The organism is Pseudomonas sp. LBUM1647, assembly GCF_059716175.1.
Genome location: NZ_CP166809.1, coordinates 5,463,170 through 5,483,687 on the forward strand (window position 1 = coordinate 5,463,170; position 20,518 = coordinate 5,483,687).

The window sequence follows — 20,518 nt, forward strand, 5'->3', positions numbered from 1 at the left end:
TATCAGGAAATTTCTCGACGGAAGGGTGGCAACGCATTGAGGATTGCCTTGCCGTAACGCTGGGTGACCAGGCGTCGATCGAGCAAGGTGATGGTGCCGCGGTCTTCTTCGGTGCGCAGCAAGCGACCGCAGGCCTGGACCAGCTTCAGCGAAGCATCCGGCACGGAGATTTCCATGAACGGATTGCCCCCCCGAGCCTCGATCCACTCGGCCAGGGCCGCTTCGACCGGATCGTCGGGCACCGAAAACGGAATCTTCGCGATCACCACGTGTTCGCAATACGCACCGGGCAAGTCGACCCCTTCGGCGAAACTCGCCAGGCCAAACAACACGCTGGAATCACCGCCATCGACCCGCGCCTTGTGCTTGTTCAGGGTTTCCTGTTTCGACAGGTTGCCTTGAATGAACACTTGCTTGCGCCAGTCACGGTCGAGGCCGTCGAACACGTCCTGCATCTGTTTGCGCGAGGAGAACAGCACCAGGGTGCCGCGCGAACCTTCCACCAATGCCGGCAAGTCACGGATGATCGCTGCGGTGTGGGCCGGCGCATCACGCGGATCGGCCTTCAGGTCCGGCACCCGCAGCACGCCAGCGTCAGCATGATGAAACGGGCTTGGAACCACTGCGGTCACGGCTTTTTTCGGCAGGCCGGCGCGCATGCGGAAGCGATCGAAGGTGCCGAGCGCGGTCAGGGTCGCGGAGGTCACCAGAGCGCCGTAAGCCACGTTCCACAAATTGCGACGGAGCATTTCTGCCGCGAGGATCGGGCTGGCGTTGACCTCGATGTCGAACAGCGAGCCGCTTTCGGCCAGGGTCAGCCAGCGGGCCATCGGGGGGTTGTCTTCCGGGTCTTCGGCGGTGAACGCGACCCACAACTCCCAGTTGCCCGAAGAACGGGACAACAGGCTGCCGAACAGCGGATACCACTCTTCGGCCTGGTTGCTGGCGATGCCGATGTTGACCTCACCGTCCATGCCTTCCTTGAGCAATTCGGTGAGCCGGGTGAACAGGTCGGTCAGACGGGCAAAGCCCTTCTTCAACTCGACGCCCATCTCGCGCATGTGTTCGGGAATCACCCCACCGACGAAGCGGTGACGCGGCCGTTCGCGGCCCTCGACGTCTTCGCCGGGTTTGAAATCGGCGACCTGCTCGCAGGCGCTAAACATGAACTGCTGCTGGGTCTTGATCTCCCGCGCCAGTTCCGGCACTTGTTCGATCAACTTGCCCAGGTCGCCCGGCAGCGGATGCTGGGCTAGCAACTTGGTGAGGTTCTTGGCGGTGGTTTCCAGCCAGTCGGCGGTGGAACGCAGACGCGTGTAATGGGCGAAATGGCCGATGGCTTTATCCGGCAGGTGGTGGCCTTCGTCGAACACGTAGATGGTGTCGCGCGGGTCCGGCAGCACGGCGCCGCCGCCCAGCGCCAGGTCGGCCAGGACCATGTCGTGGTTGGTGACGATCACGTCGACCTTGCCCATGCCTTCGCGGGCCTTGTAGAAGGCGCACTGGCCGAAGTTCGGGCAATGACGGTTGGTGCATTGACTGTGATCGGTGGTCAGGCGCGCCCAGTCGGCGTCTTCCAGGGCGGTGGACCAACTGTCACGGTCGCCGTCCCACTTATTGCCGGCGAGTTTCTCGATCATGCTGGTGAACAGCTTCTGACTGGCCTCGTCGACCTCGATCTTGAAGCCTTCTTCTTCAAACAGCTGCGCCGTGGCGGTTTGTGCGTGACCTTCCTGGAGCAACATGTCGAGCTTGGACAGGCACATGTAGCGCCCGCGCCCCTTGGCCAAGGCGAAACTGAAGTTCAGCCCGCTGTTGCGCATCAGGTCGGGCAAATCCTTGTAGACGATCTGCTCTTGCAGGGCCACGGTGGCCGTGGCAATCACCAGGCGTTTGCCGGCGGCCTTGGCCGTGGGGATGGCGGCCAGGCTGTAGGCCACGGTTTTGCCGGTACCGGTGCCGGCTTCCACCGCGACAATCGCGGGGTCGCCACTGCGCCGGCCTTCGTCGTCGGTGTCGATGTCACCGAGGACCTTGGCAATTTCGGCGATCATCAGGCGTTGGCCGTAGCGCGGCTTGAGGCTCTTGGCTTCGAGAAAACGCGTGTAGGCGCCCTGGATCGTGGTTTTGAGTTCGGTGCTGATCATGGATTGTCGGGCGCAAAAAACGCTGGATAAATTTTCAGTGGTTCGGATCGGCGGCTATCATACCGCGCTAATTAATCCCGCGCAGAACGGAGTACCTCAATGACACCTTTTGGCCTTGTTTATACCCTGCATGTACTGTCAGCCCTGGTGTGGGTTGGCGGCATGTTTTTCGCGTGGATGGTCTTGCGCCCCGCGGCGATGAAGGCTTTGGAAGGCCCTGCCCGTTTGAAGCTGTGGGTAGAAGTGTTTCAAGGTTTTTTCCGCTGGGTCTGGGTCGCGGTGGTGCTGTTGCCGATCAGCGGTGTGGGCATGATTCATTTGCAGTACAGCGGTTTTGAAGCGGCGCCTCGGTATGTGCAAGTGATGATGGGGTTGTACGTGGTGATGACGGCGCTGTTTATCCGGATTCAGGCGTTGTTGCTGCCGGAATTGCGCACGGCGGTGGCGGCACAGGATTGGCCGACCGGGGCGGCGACACTTGGGAAAATTCGCAAGTTGGTGGGGATTAATCTGATTGTCGGGTTGGTGCTGGTGGCGATTGCTGCGGCCCGGCCTATGTTCTAAAGCCTCACAGCTTTTGTGGCGAGGGGATTTATCCCCGTCGGGCTGCGAAGCGGCCCCAATCCAGACTCCGCGCAGCCTGATTTTACGACTGCTTCGCAGCCGAACGGGGCGGTGCGGCGTTCCGATAAATCCCCTCGCCACAAAGCTTCCTCGCCACAAGGGGTCGGTCGTTCTTACAACCTTTGTACGGTCACCGAACCCGCCGCACCGGCAGACCCCGGCTGACCGTCAGCACCTGGACGACCATTTTTTCCGCCATCAGCCTTGTAAACAAAGCAGCCCTTGGCCTTGCCACCCGCGCCCGGTTTACCGCCAGGCCCGGCCACACCACCGTCACCGCCAGCCACCTGAACCTTGATCAGTTCCGCCGGGTAATCGCGCGGCACTTCCAGACGTACCAGTGCACCCGGCGCGCCCGGCTGACCGTCGCTGCCATCACTGCCATCGGCACCACGACCGGCCTGACCCCAGGTACAACCCGGTGCCTGACCGTTGGCCCCATCGAGACCGACGAAACCCGGTGCGCCCGCACCGCCGCGAGCGTCCACCAACAACAGCGGCGCACTCAGTGCCTTGATCTGCAAGTTCAGGTTACGCCCGGAGCGGGCTGCCTTGAGGTAAGTTCCCGGCGCGCCGCGAGCCGTGATCTGGCTGCCTTCCGACAACTGCGCACGACTGACCTTCAGCTCAAGCGGCTGTTCGCCGGGTACGATGGCGATCCGCGCTTCACGACCCAGACGCAATTCACCGACGGATACCTCGGTCACATTCGAGGGAATCAACAACGTGCCGTAGTCGGCCACTTCCAGGCGTTCCAGCTGCAGGGTGCTGGCGGTGTTGGGCAAACGCATCAGCGAGTTGGTTTCGACGCTCACCACCTGGGCGCAGGCCAACGGGCTGATGAGTGCAGCGAGCAGACAGAGTTTACGCATGGGAAGCCTTAGGCGCGGTCGGAGCCGGGATGGTTTGCAGGTGGAAAACGCCGAAAAAGAGGATCTTCAGGCGATCAAGCCACGGGTGAGCGCGACCTCTGAGGCTGCGGAAACAGAACACCGCCTCAAGAAGATGAAGGCATGCCAGCAGGCTGCCGGCCAGATCGACCAGCAGGTGCAGAGGATTGACAAACGGCATGAGCTGATTGACCAGCACCACCAGCCAGAACAGCAGGGTCAACAACTTCCCCAGCCCCCAAAACACGTTCATACGCGCCCCCGTTGAGAATTATTCTTTGCGCGCACAGTACCGGCTTCCACGCGGGATAAGCCAGAGGGCAACGGAAAATTCTTCATGAAGGCCGCCGAATGGCCGCCGGAACGACTTCAATTGTCGTCCGACAGCTCTATCTCGGGGCTCAGCGATTGATGTGCAACTCCACCCGACGGTTTTGCGCCCCGCCAGCGTCGCTCAAGGTGATGACTTCGGATTGCGCAGGTTCGGGTTTCACGCTGGCGGGTACTGCGGCAATGGACAACCATGATGTTCGACGAGGGTATTGGCGGACGTATCAGGGCAGCGATCACGTGTGAGAACGCTCATGGTGAAAGCTCCTGTGTGACCAGCCAATGCCGGTCACACAGGAGTAAAGACCCGCATCCGCGACTGCACAAGCCGCGCAGTACGAGGGGTTTAGCGGTTGATTTTGATTTCCGTGCGACGGTTCATCGAGCGGCCGTCAGCGGTTTTGTTATCGGCCACCGGCTGGCTTTCACCGGCACCGGTGACAGAGACGAAGCTGCTGCGTGGTACACCTTGGGAAATCAGGTATTCAACTACCGAGTGCGCACGACGATCCGACAGTTTCTGGTTATAGGTATCGCTGCCCACGCTGTCGGTGTGACCGGTTACAGTCAGTTGGGCGTTAGGCGCTTCCCCTTTCAAGCGAGTGGCGATTTTATCGAGTACCACTTTGTCGGCAGGGGTCAGTGTGGCCTTGTCAAACTGGAAGTGAACATCGCGAATGACGATGACTTCTTCTCTCACCACGGCCGCTTCTTCGACCACTGGCGCAGGCACCGGTGGAGGGCAGCCATCGGCATCGACCCGCACGCCTCTAGGTGTTCCCGGGCACTTGTCGCGGCTATCCGGCACGCCATCGCCGTCTTCGTCGCCATCACCGTGAACCCAGCAATAGGCCGCAGCCGTGCCGCCGACGAGCAGCGCGCCATACCCCGCCCATGCCGAGCTCTCGGTCGCGCCGAGACCTGCACCCACGACACCACCGACCGCCGCACAGGTCGGCCAGTCGGTTTTCTGCAAACCTGCGCAACCAGTCAACACACTGGTTAGCAGAACCAAGGGTAATGCTGTGCGAACTATGCTCATCTAGTTTTCTCCTGAGGGGATCGGCTTAGAACCGATTCAGGTAGTAAAGACCCGAGTTTTAATCTCCGCCAGCAATAGGCCATTGCGTTTTGGTCCCGTGTTCACGGCAGATCGACGCTTTTGGGACAAACCACCTCTAGGCCCGGCCCTTTGAGCAGGCTAGTCTTGGCGGCTCTGATTGAGGATCTTCGATGATTGCAGGTATTTCTTCACGCACGCCCCAGCAGGCGTTGGCCGCTTTGCTTGATCGTTATGCCCCCGCGCGCCTGTTGCTGATTGGCGCCAGCGAGTTCCCCGCGCTTGAGGCCTTCAAACTGGCGCACCCGGACTGCTGCGTTGCGCACGCGGCACCTGGGGCGTTGCCGGCCGAACTGGCGGCGCGCCGGTTTGACCTGGCGCTGGTAGTCGATTGCCTCGAACACTTGCCCAAGCGCGATGGCCTGAACCTGCTGGGCGGGATCCGTAACCTCAACGCCAGTCGCATCGCGGTGCTGGCGGACTTGCCGGCCAGCGGCTGGCAGGAAACCGACTTTTTCTCCCTGGCCCTGCAAGCCAGCGAACGCTTCCAGCGCGACGATCAAGTGCTGACCCTGTTCACCTATGATCTGCTTGACTACAAACAAGTACCCGACTGGCTCAACTCACGGTTCTGGGCCAATCCGGAAAACTTCGGGAAATATTGGTGGTAACGCAATGAGTACATCCATTTGCCCCTGCGGCAGCGGCACCCTGCTTGATGCCTGCTGCGGCCATTACCATGCCGGCCATCCGGCACCGTGTGCCGAAGCCTTGATGCGTTCGCGCTACAGCGCCTATGTGCTGGGCCTGATCGATTATCTGGTAGCGACCACCCTGCCCGCGCAACAAGCAGGCCTGGATCGGCAGTCCATCAGCGACTGGAGCGCCCAAAGCACCTGGCTGGGCCTTGAGGTGGAAAGCTCCGAGGTCTTGGGCGGTCAGCCGGAACATGCCTTCGTGACCTTTACCGCGCGCTGGCACGACGGCAGCGGTGAACACAGCCACCGCGAACGCTCGTCGTTCGTGCAGAACGCCGGTCACTGGTACTTCATCGACCCCACCGTACAACTCAAGGCCGGGCGCAATGATGCGTGCCCTTGCGCCAGCGGGCAGAAGTTCAAGAAGTGTTGTGCGGGTTATTTCAGCAGTTGAAGTGACGTCAAAAGATCGTCCGAACGCGGCCCGAGCCTTCGGCAGCTCCTACACTGGATCGGCGTACACCCGTAGGAGCTGCCGAAGGCTGCGATCTTTTACGGCTAGACTGGTGTTCAAGGGAGAAACCCGACCATGACCACCCGACGGCTCGTACTACATCTGCTCACCCTGCTCCTGTTTCTGGGGCTTGGCGGCTGCGCGTCCTGGTTCGCCGACGATGAACCGGAACCGCAGGTGCATCTGGTCAAGGTCGAAGTGGTCCAGGCCAAACTGATGCAGCAACGATTCCTTTTGCACTTTCGCGTCGACAACCCCAACGACAGCGATCTGACAGTGCGGGGCATCGAGTACCGCATTCACTTGGGCGACATGCTGCTGACCGAAGGTGAGCACGAACACTGGTTCACAGTCGGTCCCAAACGCAGTGCCTACTTTAAAGTGCCGATCCGCACCAACCTGTGGCCCAAGGTGCGGGATCTGGTGAAACTGCTGAAAAACCCCAAGCAGCCCATTCCCTATCGTCTGGAAGGTGAACTGGAAACCGGTTTATTCATCGCGCACTACGTGCACCTTGCGCGTAATGGCGTGATAATCCCCGCCGATTTAATTCCGGAGCAAAACCGATGACCCAGCAACCCCATGTCCATGGCCCTGACTGCAACCACGATCATGACCATCACGAGCACCATGATCACGACCATGGCCATGTCCACGGCCCGAACTGCGGCCACGCCCACCAGGAACCGGTGCGCAACGCCCTGAAAGACGTCGGCCGCAACGACCCTTGCCCCTGCGGCAACGGCAAGAAATTCAAGAAGTGCCACGGCGCTTGATGCTTCGGGCGAAGAACTTCTTCGTCTGCTGAATCGCCTTCGCGAGCAAGCCCGCTCCCACACTTGACCGTATCTACCTTGAGAATGCGATCTAATGTGGGAGCGGGCTTGCTCGCGAAGACGGACTGACAGTCACCTCATTTCAGGATCTGCACGGTGCTGACGACCGTCGCATACTCCCCATGCAAATTCCCCAACGACATCGCATGCACTTCCTCAGCTGAATGGGCGTTACCGAAAAAATCCGCCTTGTCGAAGGTAAAACACGCATCCTCCACGACCCACGTTTCAAACCCCAGATTACCGGCCGTTCGCGCCGTGGATTCCACCGAGTTGTTAGTCGCTACGCCAACGACGACCAACTGATCGATCCCTGCCTCTCGCAAAGTCCGCTCGAGCCCCGTCGAACAAAACGCATCCGGCACCTGCTTCTGAATCAGCTGCTCACCGGTCTGTGGCTGAAACCGCTCCTGAAATTCCACCCCCGATTGCTGCGGCCAGAACACCGAGTCAGGAGAACGGGACAAGTGCTGCACGTGAATGATCGGTCGCCCGGTTCGACGCCAATCCCCTAGCAAATCGAGGATTCGCTGCTCGGCCTGAAGATTATTTCGGCGACCGAGTTTGGGATGCAGAATGCCTTTTTGTTGATCGATGATGATCAGCGCCGCGTTTGTTTTGAGCTCCATGCCGGTTTTTCTCATGCGGGGTCATTGAATTTCCTGCACTTCAGCATCACCTCTTCCTACAGGCAAGCTATCGAACGCAAACAGGACGACCTGATGCCGGCGTTTGCTGTCCGCAAGTAACGACATCTCTTGATTTGGAGTACTCCATGATCGACCTGTATTACTGGACCACCCCCAACGGCCACAAAATCTCGATATTCCTGGAAGAAGCCGGCCTGCCCTACAACGTGCACCCGATCAACATCAGCCAGAACGACCAGTTCAAACCCGAATTCCTGAAAATCTCCCCGAACAACAAAATTCCGGCCATCGTCGATCCCGAACCGGCCGATGGCGGTGAGCCGCTGGCACTGTTCGAGTCCGGGGCGATTCTGTTGTACCTGGCAGAGAAAACCGGCAAGTTCCTGCCCAAAGACCTGCGCGGTCGCCAACAAGCGCTGCAATGGTTGTTCTGGCAGATGGGCGGTCTGGGCCCTATGGCCGGGCAGAATCATCACTTCAGCCAATTCGCGCCGGAGAAAATCCCCTACGCAATCAAGCGCTATATCGACGAGACCGCCCGCCTCTACGGGGTACTCGACAAGCAGCTGGCCGATAAAGACTTCGTCGCCGGCAGCGAATACAGCATTGCCGACATGGCGATCTACCCGTGGATCGTTTCCCACAAGTGGCAGAGCCAGAATCTGGAGGACTTCCCCAACGTGCTGCGCTGGTTCAACCACATCCAGAGCCGTCCGGCGACGGTGAAGGCGTATGCCCTGGTGGCCAAGGTCAACCCGCCTAAATCCTGATGGAAGATCAAAAGATCGCAGCCTCGCTTCACTCGACAGCTCCTACAGGGAATGCGAAACCGTGTAGGAGCTGTCGAGTGAAACGAGGCTGCGATCTTTTTGCGTTCCACAGACAAATCCTGAAATAACCTGATACCCCGCTTGCGCGGCCACCTCCTGCTCACTAACGTAGCGCCTTTAATGTGCCCGGCCTCGGAAGTCCGTTCATCTTTTGACGAGTGGCTAATGTTGTCAGACAAGGCGCCGCGACGAGTCATAGCCCGCTATGGCGAGGAGCGGCAACGCCGTCTGGCGACATTAGACGCCGTCAAAAGTGAACAGCGACTTTCGAGGCCGGGCACCACTACCCCCGCAGGAGCTTTGCCATGGCCTCGCCAGCCCTTACACATTTTCTTCCCCGGTTCGGCGTTGCCGCAGCAGTGGCCGGTGTTTTGAGCCTGACCGGTTGTCAGACCTGGAACACCCAGGACACCCTCCCGCCGACCACCGGTGTGCAGCCGCTCAAGGGCCTGGCGCAGAACGTTTCGGTACGCCGCAATGCCATGGGCATGCCGTTGATCGAAAGCAACACCTTCCACGACGCGCTGTTCACCCTGGGTTACGTCCACGCTACCGACCGCATCACGCAAATGGTCACCCTGCGCCTGTTGGCTCAGGGCCGTTTGTCGGAGATGTCCGGTTCGGACCTGCTGGACGCTGACCGCTACATGCGCGCCGTCAATCTGAAGAAAAGCGCCGGCGAGCTGTACAAGGCGTCTTCGCCGCGCCTCAAACGCTTCTTCGAAGTCTATGCCCGCGGCGTCAACGCCTACCTGTTCCGTTACCGCGACAAGCTGCCGGCGGACCTCGCAGCCACCGGCTACAAACCTGAATACTGGAAGCCGGAAGACTCGGCGCTGATTTTCTGCCTGCTGAACTTCAGCCAGTCGGCCAACCTGCCGGAAGAAATCTCCTCGCTGATGCTGGCCCAGACCGTCAGCAACGACAAACTCCCGTGGCTGACCCCGTCCGCTCCCGATGAAAAACTGCCGCTGGCCGAGGCTGAAAAACTTCAGGGCATCAAGCTCAACGGGCAAATCCCGGGCCTGGCCGAGATCAGCAAAGCCACGAGCCAACTGTCCGATCTGAATCTGCTGGGCGCCACCTCGTCGAACAACTGGGCGATCGGCCCGCAACGCAGCCGCAGCGGCAAAAGCCTGCTGGCCAGCGACAGCCATGGGCCACTGGGCGTGCCGTCGTTGTTCAGTTACGTGCAAATTCGCGCACCGAAGTACCAGGCTTCTGGTGTGACGATTGCCGGTTTGCCGATGGTGCTTGGCGGTTTCAACGGCAAAGTGGCCTGGAGCATGACCACCGTCATGGGTGACAACCAGGACCTGTTCCTGGAAAAAATCAAACGCCAGGGCAATGGTCTTTCCTACGAGGTGGGTGGCAAATGGCAGCCGGCGATCGTGCGCAACGAAACCTACTTCGTCAAAGGCCAGCGGCCGATTCGCGAAGTGGTGTACGAAACCCGCCATGGCCCGCTGCTCAACAGTGCCCAAGGCACGACGCTGGCTAACGGTTTTGGCCTGGCCTTGCAGACGCCGAACTTCACCGATGACAAGACCCTGGACGCGTTTTTCGACCTGTCCCGCGCCCAGACCGTCGAGAAAGCCTCGGACGCCAGCCGTGAAATCCGCGCCATTGCGCTGAACCTGGTATTTGCCGACGCCAGCAACATCGGCTGGCAAGTCACCGGTCGATTCCCGAACCGTCGCGAAGGCGAAGGCCTGTTGCCGTCGCCCGGCTGGGAAGGTCGTTATGACTGGGATGGTTACGCCGACCCGATGCTCCATCCCTATGACCAGGATCCCGCCCAAGGCTGGCTCGGCACCGCCAACCAGCGCGTCATTCCCCATGGCTACGGCATGCAGTTGTCCAACTCCTGGTCGGCGCCGGAGCGTGGCGAACGTCTGGCCGAACTGGCAGGCGTGGGCAAACACGACACGCGCAGCCTGATCGCCATGCAATACGACCAGACCACCACTTTCGCTGCCAAGCTGAAGAAAATGTTCGAAGCACCGGGCATGTCCCAGCCGCTCAAGCAGGCCATCGAAGCGTTGCCCGTGGCGGATCGCGGCAAGGCTCGCGAGGCGTATACCCGCCTGATGGCCTTCGACGGAAAACTCAGCCCGACCTCCGCTGATGCAGCGATTTACGAGTTGTTCCTGCAGCAAAGCACCCAGCAAATCTTCCTCGACGAACTGGGCCCGGAAAGCAGCCCGGCGTGGAAAGCCTTTATCGCCAACGGCAAGTTGTCCTACGCGGCCCAGGCCGATCACCTGCTGGGGCGTGAGGACAGTCCGTTCTGGGATGACGCTCGCACACCGCAGAAAGAAGATAAACCGGCGATCCTTGCCCGCAGTCTGGCGGCAGCGATCAGCGCGGGCGACAGTCAGTTAGGCGGCGATCACAAAGCCTGGCAATGGGGCAAACTGCACCGCTACGAGTGGAAAAACGCCAGTGGCCAGACTGTGCGCGGTCCACTGGCGGCCGGCGGCGACCACACCACGCTGAATACTGCAGCATTCGCCTGGGGTCAGGATTTCAACACCACCCTGGCGCCGGCCATGCGCTTTATCGTCGACTTCGGTCAGGCCGAACCGCTGATGGGGCAGAACGGTACGGGGCAATCCGGTAATCCGGCGAGTCCGAACTACCTCGACAGCATTGATCCGTGGCTGAAGGGGCAATACATGAGTCTGCCGATGCAGCCGCAGAACTTTGACAAGGCGTATGGGAAGACGCGGTTGACGCTGACACCCGGCAAGTAAGTCAAAAAGACACGATCAACAGATCGCAGCCTGCGGCAGCTCCTACAGTGGATTCGTGTTCATCTGTAGGAGCTGCCGCAGGCTGCGATCTTTTGTTTTTGATCTCTGAAAAAATCAATAGAACTTCTGGCTTCGCGCAAACCTCATAGCTAACAAGTCCCTCCATTTTGGTAACAACATGGATCTTGTTATCGCGCGTCCTGAAGGTTTGTATTGCCCCGCCGGGGATTTCTACATCGACCCGTGGCGGCCGGTCGAACGTTCAGTCATCACCCACGCTCACGGCGACCATGCCCGCACCGGCAATCAGCATTATCTGGCGGCCGCTCCCGGCGAAGGGATTTTGCGTGCGCGATTGGGCCAGGACATCAACCTGCAAACCCTGCCCTACGGTCAACCCCTGACCCACCATGGCGTCACCTTGAGTTTTCACCCCGCCGGCCATGTCCTCGGCTCGGCACAGGTGCGTCTGGAATACGGCGGCGAAGTCTGGGTCGCGTCGGGCGACTACAAGATCGAACCCGACGGCACCTGCGCGCCGTTCGAACCTGTGCGCTGCAATACCTTCATCACTGAATCGACCTTCGGTCTGCCTATTTATCGCTGGCAACCCCAGGCGCACGTCTTTGCCGAGATCAATCAGTGGTGGCAAGCCAACGCCGCCGCCGACAAAACCAGCGTGTTGTTCTGCTATGCCTTCGGCAAGGCGCAGCGAATTCTCCATGGCATCGATGCCAACCTCGGCCCCATTCTGGTGCATGGTGCCGTGGAACCGCTCAATCAGGTTTATCGCGAAGGTGGTATTTATTTACCGCCAACGATCTATGCCGGCGAGGTAAAAAAGAGCGACCCCATGATGCGCAAGGCGTTGGTCCTGGCCCCGCCTTCGGCTGGCGGCAGCACCTGGATGCGTCGCTTCGGTGACTACAGCGATGGTTTCGCCAGCGGCTGGATGCGTTTGCGTGGCACACGGCGGCGACGTGGCGTGGATCGTGGCTTCGTACTGTCTGATCACGCCGACTGGCCCGGCCTGCTCTGGGCCATCGAACAGACCGGTGCTGAGCGTGTGATGGTGACCCACGGTTCGGTCGGGGTACTGGTGCGCCATCTGCGCGAACAGGGCCTCGATGCCATGAGTTTCAGCACCGAGTACGGCGACGATGAGGAAGAAAGTGCAGCCGTCGACCCCGAGAGCGCCGAGGCTCTGCCATGAAGGCGTTCGCCGAGTTGTACGCCGAACTCGATGCCACGACGTCGAGCAACGCCAAACTGGCGGCGATGCAACACTACTTCGCCGAGGCCGCGCCGGAAGATGCCGCATGGGCGGTTTACTTTTTGTCCGGCGGACGGCCTCGACAACTGGTGCCGGTGCGCATCCTGCGAGAGTTGGCGGTGGAGATCTCCGGCCTCTCGCCGTGGCTGTTCGAAGAGAGTTATCAGGCGGTCGGCGATCTGGCGGAAACCATTTCGCTGGTGCTGCCCGAAGCGCTTCACCGCTCCAACGATGGATTGGCGGTCTGGATTGAAGACAAACTGCTGCCGCTGCGCGGTGAAACCCCGCAAATCCTCGCCGAGCGACTGCCTGCCCTGTGGTCGCAACTGGACCGCCAGAGCCTGATGCTGTGCATCAAACTGATCACCGGCAGTTTCCGCGTCGGCGTCTCCAAGTTGCTGGTCACCCGTGCCTTGGCGGCCATGGCCGGGCTCGACAGCAAACGCGTCGCCCAGCGACTGGTGGGTTACACCGACCTGTCCAATCGCCCGAGGGCGTCCAGTTATTTGAAGCTGATTGCCACCGAATCGTCTGACGAACATGCCCAACGGGGCGGTCAGCCCTACCCGTTTTTCCTGGCCCACGCGTTATCACAACCCGTTGAACAATTCGAAGCCCTGCTCGGCCCGGCCAGCCACTGGCAAGTGGAATGGAAGTGGGATGGTATCCGCGCCCAAGTGGTCAAACGCGACGGGCGACTGTGGATCTGGTCGCGGGGTGAAGAGCTGGTCACCGAGCGCTTCCCCGAACTCCATAGCCTGGTTCACTGCTTGCCCGACGGTACGGTGATCGACGGTGAAATCGTCGCCTGGAAAACCGAAAAACCCACCACCGAGGACGCCTTCAACCCTCAATCCCCGGCTTCACCCGCAGTAAAGCCGTTCGCTCTGCTGCAACAGCGGATCGGCCGTAAAACCCTGGACAAAAAAATCCTCGAAGAAGTGCCAGTGGTGATCCTCGCCTACGACCTGCTGGAATGGCAGGGTGAAGACTGGCGCAACCAGCCTCAGGCCAAGCGTCGCACTCAACTGGAGCACGTCGTCAGCCGCTGTAACAACTCGGTGTTACTCGCCTCACCGGTGCTCACCGGCGAAGACTGGTTCGACCTCGCCCGACAACGGCAAGCCTCCCGCAAGCTCGGTGTCGAAGGCATGATGCTCAAGGCCCGGGAGGCGTTGTATGGCGTCGGGCGGACCAAGGACATGGGCGTCTGGTGGAAATGGAAAGTCGACCCGTTCAGCGTCGACGCGGTGCTGATTTATGCGCAACGCGGACATGGTCGCCGCGCCAGTCTCTACAGCGATTACACCTTCGCCGTGTGGGACGGGCCGCCTGACGCGAGCGAACGCGCACTGGTGCCATTTGCCAAGGCGTATTCGGGGCTGACAGACGAAGAAATGCGCCAGGTCGACAGCATCGTGCGCAAGACCACCGTAGAGAAATTCGGGCCGGTGAGCAGTGTGACGCCGAGTCTGGTATTTGAACTGGGATTTGAGGGCATCGCCCTGTCCAAACGACACAAGAGCGGGATTGCGGTGCGGTTTCCGAGGATGCTGCGCTGGCGGCAGGATAAGTCGGTTGAGGAGGCTGATAACCTGGCGACACTGCAGGGCCTGTTGAGCTAAACCGAATCCCTGTGGGAGCGAGCTGTGTGGCGAGGGGATTTATCCCCGTTGGGCTGCGAAGCGGCCCCAAAATCGAAAACCGCGGCGTATTAGGTACACCGCACTTAATGGTTTTACGACTGCTTCGCAGCCGAACGGGGCGGTGCGACGTTTCGCTAAATCCCCTCACCACACAGGCTCGCTCCCACAGAGACCTGTGCCATTCCGATCCAACTTGGTGCAGCTATTTGCCGCCGCCCGTTTTCGTGCACAAATCCCTCCTTGCCATTTCTTGAATCACCTTTTAAAACACTTGTTCGGGACTCTGGTTCGGAAATTGCTACTTTCATAAGGTCTTACGCTTTCCAGTAACAATAATTCTGCGCCACAAGCGCTCATATTGGTTTTTAGGGATTGAATAATGAAAAAAGCATTGCTGACCCTTTCTGCACTGGCGTTGTGCATGGCAGCCGGTTCCGCGCTGGCCAAGGAATACAAGGAATTGCGTTTTGGCGTTGATCCTTCCTACGCTCCGTTTGAGTCGAAAGCGGCTGACGGCAGCCTGGTAGGCTTCGACATCGATCTGGGTAACGCGATCTGCGCCGAACTGAAGGTCAAGTGCAAATGGGTCGAAAGCGATTTCGACGGCATGATTCCGGGCCTCAAGGCCAATAAATTCGACGGTGTAATCTCTTCGATGACCGTCACCCCGGCCCGCGAAAAAGTCATCGACTTCTCCAGCGAGCTGTTCTCGGGCCCAACCGCGTACGTGTCCAAAAAAGGTTCTGGCGTAACGGCTGACGTCGCTTCGCTCAAGGGCAAAACCGTAGGCTACGAACAAGGCACCATTCAGGAAGCCTATGCCAAAGCCGTTCTGGACAAGGCTGGCGTGAAAACCCAGGCCTATCAGAACCAGGATCAGGTGTATTCCGACCTGACTTCCGGTCGTCTCGACGCCGGCATCCAGGACATGCTGCAAGCCGAACTGGGCTTTTTGAAGTCGCCAAATGGCGCCGGTTACGAAATCAGCAAGCCAGTGGACAGCGAATTGCTGCCAGCCAAAACAGCTATCGGTATCTCTAAAGGTAACAAAGACCTCAAGGCACTTTTGGATAAAGGTATCAAAGCGTTACACGACGATGGCACCTACGCCACTATTCAGAAGAAACACTTTGGCGATCTGAATCTGTACAGCGGCAAATAATGCCCGGCGCCCATCTTGCGATGGGCGCTTTTTTCATCCGATCAGGTTGCTGATTTATGTTCGAAAACCTACTACAAAACCTGGGGCTCTCAGCCTTCAGCCTCCAGGGCTTCGGTCCGTTGCTGATGGAAGGCACCTGGATGACCATCAAATTGTCGGTGTTGTCGCTGTTGGTAGCCGTTTTGCTCGGCTTGCTCGGCGCCAGTGCCAAGCTGTCAAAAGTCAAACTGGTGCGCGTACCGGCCCAGCTCTACACCACGCTGATTCGCGGTGTGCCAGACCTGGTGCTGATGCTGTTGATTTTCTACAGCCTGCAGACCTGGCTGACGTCGTTTACCGATTTCATGGAATGGGAATACATCGAGATCAACCCGTTCAGCGCCGGGGTCATCACCCTGGGCTTCATTTATGGCGCGTACTTCACCGAAACCTTCCGTGGCGCGATTCTCGCGGTCCCACGGGGCCAGGTCGAAGCGGCGACCGCGTATGGACTCAAGCGCGGCCAGCGTTTCTGGATCGTGGTGTTCCCGCAGATGATGCGTTTTGCCCTGCCGGGTATCGGTAACAACTGGATGGTAATGCTCAAGGCCACCGCACTGGTCTCGATCATCGGCCTGGCCGACCTGGTCAAGGCTGCGCAAGATGCCGGCAAAAGCACCTATCAGCTGTTCTACTTCCTGGTGCTTGCAGCGTTGATTTACCTGCTGATCACCAGCGCCTCCAACTTCGTCCTGCGCTGGCTCGAACGCCGCTACGCCGCCGGTTCACGGGAGGCCGTACGATGATCGAGCTCTTGCAGGAATACTGGAAACCTTTCCTTTATACCGACGGCTACAACATCACCGGCCTGGCCATGACCATGTGGCTGCTCAGCGCATCGATCTTCATCGGTTTCCTGGTGTCGATCCCGCTGTCCATCGCCCGGGTTTCGCCGCACTTCTACATCCGCTGGCCGGTTCAGTTCTTCACCTACCTGTTCCGGGGTACGCCTCTCTATATTCAGCTGCTGATCTGCTACACCGGGATTTACAGTCTGGCCGCCGTGCGCGCCCAACCTGTACTGGATGCGTTCTTTCGCGATGCGATGAACTGCACGATCCTGGCCTTCGCCCTGAATACCTGCGCCTACACCACGGAGATTTTCGCCGGGGCGATTCGCAGCATGGCGCATGGTGAAGTCGAAGCGGCCAAGGCTTACGGTCTGACAGGCTGGAAGCTTTATGCCTACGTGATCATGCCTTCGGCCCTGCGTCGTTCGTTGCCTTATTACAGCAACGAAGTGATTTTGATGCTGCACTCAACCACCGTGGCCTTCACCGCGACCATCCCGGACATCTTGAAAGTCGCGCGGGACGCCAACTCGGCGACCTTCCTGACGTTCCAGTCGTTCGGCATCGCCGCGCTGATCTACCTGACCGTTACCTTTGCGCTGGTTGGCCTGTTCCGCCTCGCCGAACGCCGATGGCTGGCCTTCCTCGGGCCGACCCACTAGGACCCGCTTTAGGGATAAAGAGACATGCGCCACCAGATTCATGACCTCCTGGCCCCGCTGCCGGGGACCGCTCGACAGATTCACAGTTTTCACTTCGGCCCATCAGCGGCCAAAGGCAAGATCTACATCCAGTCGTCCCTGCACGCCGACGAAATGCCGGGCATGCTGGTTGCCTGGCACCTCAAGCAACGCCTGGCGGAACTAGAAGCCGCCGGCCGTCTGCGCAGCGAAATCGTGCTGGTGCCGGTGGCCAACCCGGTCGGCCTCGAACAAGTGCTGATGGATGTTCCGCTGGGCCGTTACGACCTCGAAAGCGGGCAGAACTTCAATCGCTGGTTCGTCGATGTGAGCGAAGCCGTCGGCAACGAAATCGAAGGCCTGCTCGGCAACGATCCGCAGCACAACCTCGAACTGATTCGCAGCAGCCTGCGCAATGCCCTCGCCCAACAGACTGCCGGCACGCAACTGCAATCCCAGCGCCTGGCGCTGCAACGGCTGGCCTGCGATGCCGACATGGTGCTGGACCTGCATTGCGATTTCGAAGCGGTCGCCCACATCTACACCACGCCCGAGGCCTGGCCGCAGGTCGAGCCACTGGCGCGGTACATCGGTGCCGAAGCCAGTCTGCTGGCCACCGACTCCGGCGGGCAGTCGTTCGATGAATGCTTCACCCTGCTCTGGTGGCAATTGAAGGAGCGCTTCGGCGAACACTTCGATATTCCGCTGGGCAGTTTCTCGGTCACCGTCGAATTGCGCGGTCAGGGCGACGTCAATCATCCATTGGCCAGCCTCGATTGCCAGGCGCTGATCGATTACCTGATTCATTACGGCGCGATTGCCGGCGAGCCGGCGCCACTACCCGAGCTGCCCTACCCGGCCACGCCGCTGGCCGGTGTTGAACCGGTAGCGACACCGGTCGGCGGTCTGCTGGTATTCACCGCGCTGCCAGGGGAATACCTCGAAGCCGGGCAACTGATCGCTGAAATCATCGACCCGATCTTTGACCGCGTCACCCCCGTTCATTGCACCGTCGCCGGGTTGATGTACGCCCGTTCGCTACGGCGCATGGCCACTGCCGGCATGGTGATCGCCCACGTCGCGGGCACCGAAGCCTATCGCAGCGGCTACCTACTTTCGCCTTGAGGATGCATGCCCCATGTACAAACTGACCATTGAAGGCCTGCATAAAAGCTATGGCGAACATGAAGTACTCAAAGGCGTTTCGCTCAAGGCCAACACCGGCGACGTCATCAGCCTGATCGGCGCCAGCGGCTCGGGCAAAAGTACCTTCCTGCGTTGCATCAACTTTCTCGAACAGCCCAACGACGGCGCCATGAGCCTGGACGGCCAGAACATCCGCATGATCAAGGATCGCCACGGCATGCACGTGGCCGATGCCGACGAACTGCAAAAGATCCGCACCCGCCTGGCCATGGTGTTCCAGCACTTCAACCTGTGGAGCCACATGACGGTGCTGGAAAACATCACCATGGCTCCGCGCCGGGTGTTGGGTTGCAGCAAAGAGGAAGCCGAAGATCGCGCGCGGCGTTATCTCGACAAGGTCGGGCTGGCGGCGCGGGTGGCGGATCAGTACCCGGCGTTTTTGTCCGGCGGTCAGCAGCAACGGGTCGCCATTGCTCGCGCGTTGGCCATGGAGCCGGAGGTGATGCTGTTCGACGAACCGACTTCGGCACTCGACCCGGAGCTGGTCGGTGAAGTGCTCAGAGTGATCCAGGGCCTGGCCGAAGAAGGCCGGACCATGATCATGGTGACGCACGAAATGAGCTTCGCCCGCAAGGTGTCGAGTCAGGTGTTGTTCCTGCACCAAGGGCTGGTGGAGGAAGAAGGTGCGCCGGACGATGTGCTGGGCAATCCGAAAAGTGAGCGGTTGAAGCAGTTTTTGAGCGGTAACCTGAAGTAAAAAAAATCACAGGTTTCGCCCGCCGCTACAGATCACTGTAGGAGCTGGCGAAGCCTGCGATCTTTTGATCTTGCTTTTCGGCTATAAAATCTCGCAATCCACAAAAGATCGCAGCCTTCGGCAGCTCCTACAGGTTGCAGGACTGATGTAGTAAGACCTTAGGCAACGGGCGCGGGAGGCGGCTCATCCGGCAGGGTAGGCTCACCGGGCTCGGTGGGTTGTTCGTTGGGGGTATCGGGATCAGGCTGACCGGGGATGCCCCCTGCCATGTTGATAGGTGGATGTGCCAACAAGGACCAGGCCAAAACGCCAACCTGATTGGGCTCAAGCCTTGCCAGTTCGGCACTTATTCGCGGATCGATCTTCATAAAGCACTCCTGAGCGATGGCCCCGTCCGCGTTGCGCGAACCGGGCAGTACACCCAATAGAGTGTCTACCCGCTCAAGAATTCCCACGACTTGCCAGACGAACGGATCAGGTGCGTGGCAGGGTGACGCCGCGCTGGCCCTGATACTTGCCGCCACGGTCCTTGTAGGAGACTTCGCACTCTTCGTCGGATTCGAAGAACAGCATCTGTGCCACACCTTCGTTGGCGTAGATTTTTGCCGGCAGCGTGGTGGTGTTGGAGAACTCCAGGGTCACGTGGCCTTCCCACTCAGGCTCAAGCGGCGTCACGTTGACGATAATGCCGCAACGCGCGTAGGTGCTTTTACCCAGGCAGATCGTCAGCACATTGCGCGGAATCCGGAAGAATTCCACGGTGCGTGCCAAGGCAAAGGAGTTCGGAGGGATGATGCAGACATCGCTCTTGACGTCGACGAAGCTCTTCTCGTCGAAGTTCTTCGGATCAACGGTCGCCGAATTGATGTTGGTGAACACTTTGAATTCATCGGCGCAGCGTACGTCGTAGCCATAGCTCGACACGCCGTAGGAAATCACTCGGTCGGCGCCTTCGCCGCGCATCTGGCGCTCTACGAAGGGCTCGATCATGCCGTGCTCTTGCGCCATGCGGCGAATCCACTTGTCCGATTTGATGCTCATGGCGGGTGTCCTGAATAGCGAGGTGGAAAAAATCTGTCCGGCATCTTACCGGGCGCGCGCTTCGGGTTCAAAGTCCGGGACGCAAATCTTGCCGATCCCCCGTAATTTCCGGCTCCTGCGGGAAAACCAGCGGACCGTCAGTCATGAAAACAGAGAAACCTTCGCAGGAAGCATTGGCACGTTCCGGAAAAAGGGTTAAGGTGGCGCCACTGTGCTGCTTGTGTCACTGAGAATCTCTACACGATATGTTGAATTTCGATCCAACCATCTACAAGAATTTTTCCTGCTCTTTGCACTCAGTCTCGGCCAGGGTTCTTCCTGCGTCGCAGTTATCTTTGTTCAAGGAGTTACACCATGTCTAATCGCCAAACTGGTACCGTTAAGTGGTTCAACGATGAAAAAGGCTTCGGCTTCATCACTCCACAATCCGGTGACGACCTGTTCGTTCACTTCAAAGCTATCCAATCCGACGGCTTCAAAAGCCTGAAAGAAGGCCAACAGGTTTCTTTCATCGCTACCCGCGGTCAGAAAGGCATGCAAGCTGAAGAAGTTCAAGTTATCTAACTTGTACTTGCTTTAGTAAAAAGCCCCGCCCTCAAAAGCGGGGCTTTTTTGTGCCTGTCTGTTTTGCGGGCAAAAAAAATCGCA

At 59.4% G+C, this 20,518-nt stretch carries 22 protein-coding genes and 1 pseudogene; 15 read left to right on the forward strand and 8 right to left on the reverse strand.

The features are described 5' to 3' along the window. Positions 1 to 2: 2 nt before the first annotated feature. Entirely contained in the window at positions 3 to 2,147 is a 2,145-nt protein-coding gene (gene dinG / locus ACA059_RS25165; RefSeq protein ID WP_497631404.1) for an ATP-dependent DNA helicase DinG, read from the reverse strand. Positions 2,148 to 2,246: 99 nt separating this feature from the next. Here dinG and ACA059_RS25170 point away from each other — a divergent pair, with 99 nt between their 5' ends. Beyond that, on the forward strand, positions 2,247 to 2,711 hold the full coding sequence (locus tag ACA059_RS25170; protein ID WP_403142595.1) for a CopD family protein: 465 nt from the start codon (positions 2,247 to 2,249) through the stop codon (positions 2,709 to 2,711). A 173-nt stretch (positions 2,712 to 2,884) separates the two neighbouring features. Here ACA059_RS25170 and ACA059_RS25175 read toward each other — a convergent pair whose 3' ends face one another. From ACA059_RS25175 to ACA059_RS25190, 4 genes and pseudogenes are all read right to left on the reverse strand, one after another. Then, positions 2,885 to 3,643 (reverse strand): collagen-like protein, encoded by a 759-nt coding sequence (locus ACA059_RS25175; RefSeq protein WP_497631405.1) that lies wholly within the window; start codon positions 3,641 to 3,643, stop codon positions 2,885 to 2,887. Then, a complete protein-coding gene (locus tag ACA059_RS25180; protein WP_134418797.1) occupies positions 3,636 to 3,914 on the reverse strand; it encodes a DUF1145 domain-containing protein in 279 nt (92 codons plus the stop codon). Before ACA059_RS25180 ends, ACA059_RS25175 begins: the two co-directional genes overlap by 8 nt. A gap of 193 nt (positions 3,915 to 4,107) precedes the next feature. Beyond that, positions 4,108 to 4,232 (reverse strand): annotated as a pseudogene (locus ACA059_RS25185) (OmpA family protein); the annotation flags it as partial. A 105-nt stretch (positions 4,233 to 4,337) separates the two neighbouring features. After that, positions 4,338 to 5,033 (reverse strand): PA1041 family peptidoglycan-binding anchor lipoprotein, encoded by a 696-nt coding sequence (locus ACA059_RS25190; RefSeq protein ID WP_497631406.1) that lies wholly within the window; start codon positions 5,031 to 5,033, stop codon positions 4,338 to 4,340. Positions 5,034 to 5,224: 191 nt separating this feature from the next. On the opposite strand from ACA059_RS25190, the gene ACA059_RS25195 reads away from it, so the two are divergent. The 4 genes from ACA059_RS25195 (at position 5,225) to ACA059_RS25210 (ending at position 7,039) form a co-directional block, all read left to right on the forward strand. Then, positions 5,225 to 5,722 carry a DUF6231 family protein gene (locus ACA059_RS25195; protein ID WP_497631407.1) on the forward strand — a complete coding sequence of 166 codons (498 nt, stop codon included), beginning with the start codon at positions 5,225 to 5,227 and terminating at the stop codon, positions 5,720 to 5,722. A gap of 4 nt (positions 5,723 to 5,726) precedes the next feature. Continuing rightward, positions 5,727 to 6,203: a YchJ family protein gene (locus ACA059_RS25200; RefSeq protein ID WP_348127446.1), complete on the forward strand. Its 477-nt coding sequence runs from the start codon at positions 5,727 to 5,729 to the stop codon at positions 6,201 to 6,203. Positions 6,204 to 6,338: 135 nt separating this feature from the next. Continuing rightward, positions 6,339 to 6,833 (forward strand): LEA/WHy family protein, encoded by a 495-nt coding sequence (locus ACA059_RS25205; RefSeq protein ID WP_497631408.1) that lies wholly within the window; start codon positions 6,339 to 6,341, stop codon positions 6,831 to 6,833. After that, positions 6,830 to 7,039 (forward strand): SEC-C metal-binding domain-containing protein, encoded by a 210-nt coding sequence (locus ACA059_RS25210; protein WP_064676164.1) that lies wholly within the window; start codon positions 6,830 to 6,832, stop codon positions 7,037 to 7,039. The genes ACA059_RS25205 and ACA059_RS25210 overlap by 4 nt, the downstream gene beginning before the upstream one ends. A gap of 137 nt (positions 7,040 to 7,176) precedes the next feature. Here the strand turns inward: ACA059_RS25210 and ACA059_RS25215 are convergent, their stop codons facing one another. Then, complete coding sequence (locus ACA059_RS25215; protein ID WP_497631409.1) at positions 7,177 to 7,728, reverse strand: cysteine hydrolase family protein; 552 nt, start codon at positions 7,726 to 7,728, stop codon at positions 7,177 to 7,179. Between the two features lie 146 nt (positions 7,729 to 7,874). Here ACA059_RS25215 and ACA059_RS25220 point away from each other — a divergent pair, with 146 nt between their 5' ends. From ACA059_RS25220 to ACA059_RS25260, 9 genes are all read left to right on the forward strand, one after another. Beyond that, a complete protein-coding gene (locus ACA059_RS25220) occupies positions 7,875 to 8,519 on the forward strand; it encodes a glutathione S-transferase N-terminal domain-containing protein (protein ID WP_046046250.1) in 645 nt (214 codons plus the stop codon). 365 nt (positions 8,520 to 8,884) lie between these two features. Continuing rightward, entirely contained in the window at positions 8,885 to 11,335 is a 2,451-nt protein-coding gene (locus tag ACA059_RS25225; RefSeq protein WP_497631410.1) for a penicillin acylase family protein, read from the forward strand. A gap of 178 nt (positions 11,336 to 11,513) precedes the next feature. Continuing rightward, a complete protein-coding gene (locus ACA059_RS25230; RefSeq protein ID WP_497631411.1) occupies positions 11,514 to 12,548 on the forward strand; it encodes a ligase-associated DNA damage response exonuclease in 1,035 nt (344 codons plus the stop codon). Next, on the forward strand, positions 12,545 to 14,233 hold the full coding sequence (locus tag ACA059_RS25235) for an ATP-dependent DNA ligase (RefSeq protein ID WP_497631412.1): 1,689 nt from the start codon (positions 12,545 to 12,547) through the stop codon (positions 14,231 to 14,233). Before ACA059_RS25230 ends, ACA059_RS25235 begins: the two co-directional genes overlap by 4 nt. Before the next feature lie 400 nt (positions 14,234 to 14,633). Beyond that, positions 14,634 to 15,416, forward strand: coding sequence for a transporter substrate-binding domain-containing protein (locus ACA059_RS25240; protein ID WP_497631413.1), 783 nt, complete (start codon positions 14,634 to 14,636; stop codon positions 15,414 to 15,416). A gap of 56 nt (positions 15,417 to 15,472) precedes the next feature. Beyond that, on the forward strand, positions 15,473 to 16,201 hold the full coding sequence (locus ACA059_RS25245; protein ID WP_008153927.1) for an ABC transporter permease: 729 nt from the start codon (positions 15,473 to 15,475) through the stop codon (positions 16,199 to 16,201). Beyond that, positions 16,198 to 16,908, forward strand: a complete 711-nt coding sequence (locus ACA059_RS25250; RefSeq protein ID WP_497267911.1) for an ABC transporter permease — start codon at positions 16,198 to 16,200, stop codon at positions 16,906 to 16,908. The genes ACA059_RS25245 and ACA059_RS25250 overlap by 4 nt, the downstream gene beginning before the upstream one ends. 24 nt (positions 16,909 to 16,932) lie before the next feature. Continuing rightward, entirely contained in the window at positions 16,933 to 18,051 is a 1,119-nt protein-coding gene (locus ACA059_RS25255) for a succinylglutamate desuccinylase/aspartoacylase family protein (protein ID WP_497631414.1), read from the forward strand. Positions 18,052 to 18,064: 13 nt separating this feature from the next. Continuing rightward, a complete protein-coding gene (locus ACA059_RS25260; RefSeq protein WP_056739247.1) occupies positions 18,065 to 18,829 on the forward strand; it encodes an ABC transporter ATP-binding protein in 765 nt (254 codons plus the stop codon). 158 nt (positions 18,830 to 18,987) lie between these two features. On the opposite strand, the gene ACA059_RS25265 is transcribed toward ACA059_RS25260, so the two are convergent. Both ACA059_RS25265 and dcd read right to left on the reverse strand, forming a co-directional pair. After that, on the reverse strand, positions 18,988 to 19,197 hold the full coding sequence (locus ACA059_RS25265) for a hypothetical protein (protein WP_008153934.1): 210 nt from the start codon (positions 19,195 to 19,197) through the stop codon (positions 18,988 to 18,990). 106 nt (positions 19,198 to 19,303) lie between these two features. Then, positions 19,304 to 19,870: a dCTP deaminase gene (gene dcd, locus ACA059_RS25270; RefSeq protein ID WP_074874089.1), complete on the reverse strand. Its 567-nt coding sequence runs from the start codon at positions 19,868 to 19,870 to the stop codon at positions 19,304 to 19,306. A 354-nt stretch (positions 19,871 to 20,224) separates the two neighbouring features. On the opposite strand from dcd, the gene ACA059_RS25275 reads away from it, so the two are divergent. Next, positions 20,225 to 20,434 (forward strand): cold-shock protein, encoded by a 210-nt coding sequence (locus ACA059_RS25275; RefSeq protein WP_002554837.1) that lies wholly within the window; start codon positions 20,225 to 20,227, stop codon positions 20,432 to 20,434. Positions 20,435 to 20,518 lie beyond the last annotated feature (84 nt).

Excerpts from the sequence above, each read along its gene's own strand:
- dinG (WP_497631404.1), bottom strand. The coding sequence starts at position 2,147 with ATGATCAGCACCGAACTCAAAACCACGATCCAGGGCGCCTACACGCGT.
- ACA059_RS25170 (WP_403142595.1), top strand. The coding sequence starts at position 2,247 with ATGACACCTTTTGGCCTTGTTTATACCCTGCATGTACTGTCAGCCCTG.
- ACA059_RS25175 (WP_497631405.1), bottom strand. The coding sequence starts at position 3,643 with ATGCGTAAACTCTGTCTGCTCGCTGCACTCATCAGCCCGTTGGCCTGC.
- ACA059_RS25180 (WP_134418797.1), bottom strand. The coding sequence starts at position 3,914 with ATGAACGTGTTTTGGGGGCTGGGGAAGTTGTTGACCCTGCTGTTCTGG.
- ACA059_RS25190 (WP_497631406.1), bottom strand. The coding sequence starts at position 5,033 with ATGAGCATAGTTCGCACAGCATTACCCTTGGTTCTGCTAACCAGTGTG.
- ACA059_RS25195 (WP_497631407.1), top strand. The coding sequence starts at position 5,225 with ATGATTGCAGGTATTTCTTCACGCACGCCCCAGCAGGCGTTGGCCGCT.
- ACA059_RS25200 (WP_348127446.1), top strand. The coding sequence starts at position 5,727 with ATGAGTACATCCATTTGCCCCTGCGGCAGCGGCACCCTGCTTGATGCC.
- ACA059_RS25205 (WP_497631408.1), top strand. The coding sequence starts at position 6,339 with ATGACCACCCGACGGCTCGTACTACATCTGCTCACCCTGCTCCTGTTT.
- ACA059_RS25210 (WP_064676164.1), top strand. The coding sequence starts at position 6,830 with ATGACCCAGCAACCCCATGTCCATGGCCCTGACTGCAACCACGATCAT.
- ACA059_RS25215 (WP_497631409.1), bottom strand. The coding sequence starts at position 7,728 with ATGGAGCTCAAAACAAACGCGGCGCTGATCATCATCGATCAACAAAAA.
- ACA059_RS25220 (WP_046046250.1), top strand. The coding sequence starts at position 7,875 with ATGATCGACCTGTATTACTGGACCACCCCCAACGGCCACAAAATCTCG.
- ACA059_RS25225 (WP_497631410.1), top strand. The coding sequence starts at position 8,885 with ATGGCCTCGCCAGCCCTTACACATTTTCTTCCCCGGTTCGGCGTTGCC.
- ACA059_RS25230 (WP_497631411.1), top strand. The coding sequence starts at position 11,514 with ATGGATCTTGTTATCGCGCGTCCTGAAGGTTTGTATTGCCCCGCCGGG.
- ACA059_RS25235 (WP_497631412.1), top strand. The coding sequence starts at position 12,545 with ATGAAGGCGTTCGCCGAGTTGTACGCCGAACTCGATGCCACGACGTCG.
- ACA059_RS25240 (WP_497631413.1), top strand. The coding sequence starts at position 14,634 with ATGAAAAAAGCATTGCTGACCCTTTCTGCACTGGCGTTGTGCATGGCA.
- ACA059_RS25245 (WP_008153927.1), top strand. The coding sequence starts at position 15,473 with ATGTTCGAAAACCTACTACAAAACCTGGGGCTCTCAGCCTTCAGCCTC.
- ACA059_RS25250 (WP_497267911.1), top strand. The coding sequence starts at position 16,198 with ATGATCGAGCTCTTGCAGGAATACTGGAAACCTTTCCTTTATACCGAC.
- ACA059_RS25255 (WP_497631414.1), top strand. The coding sequence starts at position 16,933 with ATGCGCCACCAGATTCATGACCTCCTGGCCCCGCTGCCGGGGACCGCT.
- ACA059_RS25260 (WP_056739247.1), top strand. The coding sequence starts at position 18,065 with ATGTACAAACTGACCATTGAAGGCCTGCATAAAAGCTATGGCGAACAT.
- ACA059_RS25265 (WP_008153934.1), bottom strand. The coding sequence starts at position 19,197 with ATGAAGATCGATCCGCGAATAAGTGCCGAACTGGCAAGGCTTGAGCCC.
- dcd (WP_074874089.1), bottom strand. The coding sequence starts at position 19,870 with ATGAGCATCAAATCGGACAAGTGGATTCGCCGCATGGCGCAAGAGCAC.
- ACA059_RS25275 (WP_002554837.1), top strand. The coding sequence starts at position 20,225 with ATGTCTAATCGCCAAACTGGTACCGTTAAGTGGTTCAACGATGAAAAA.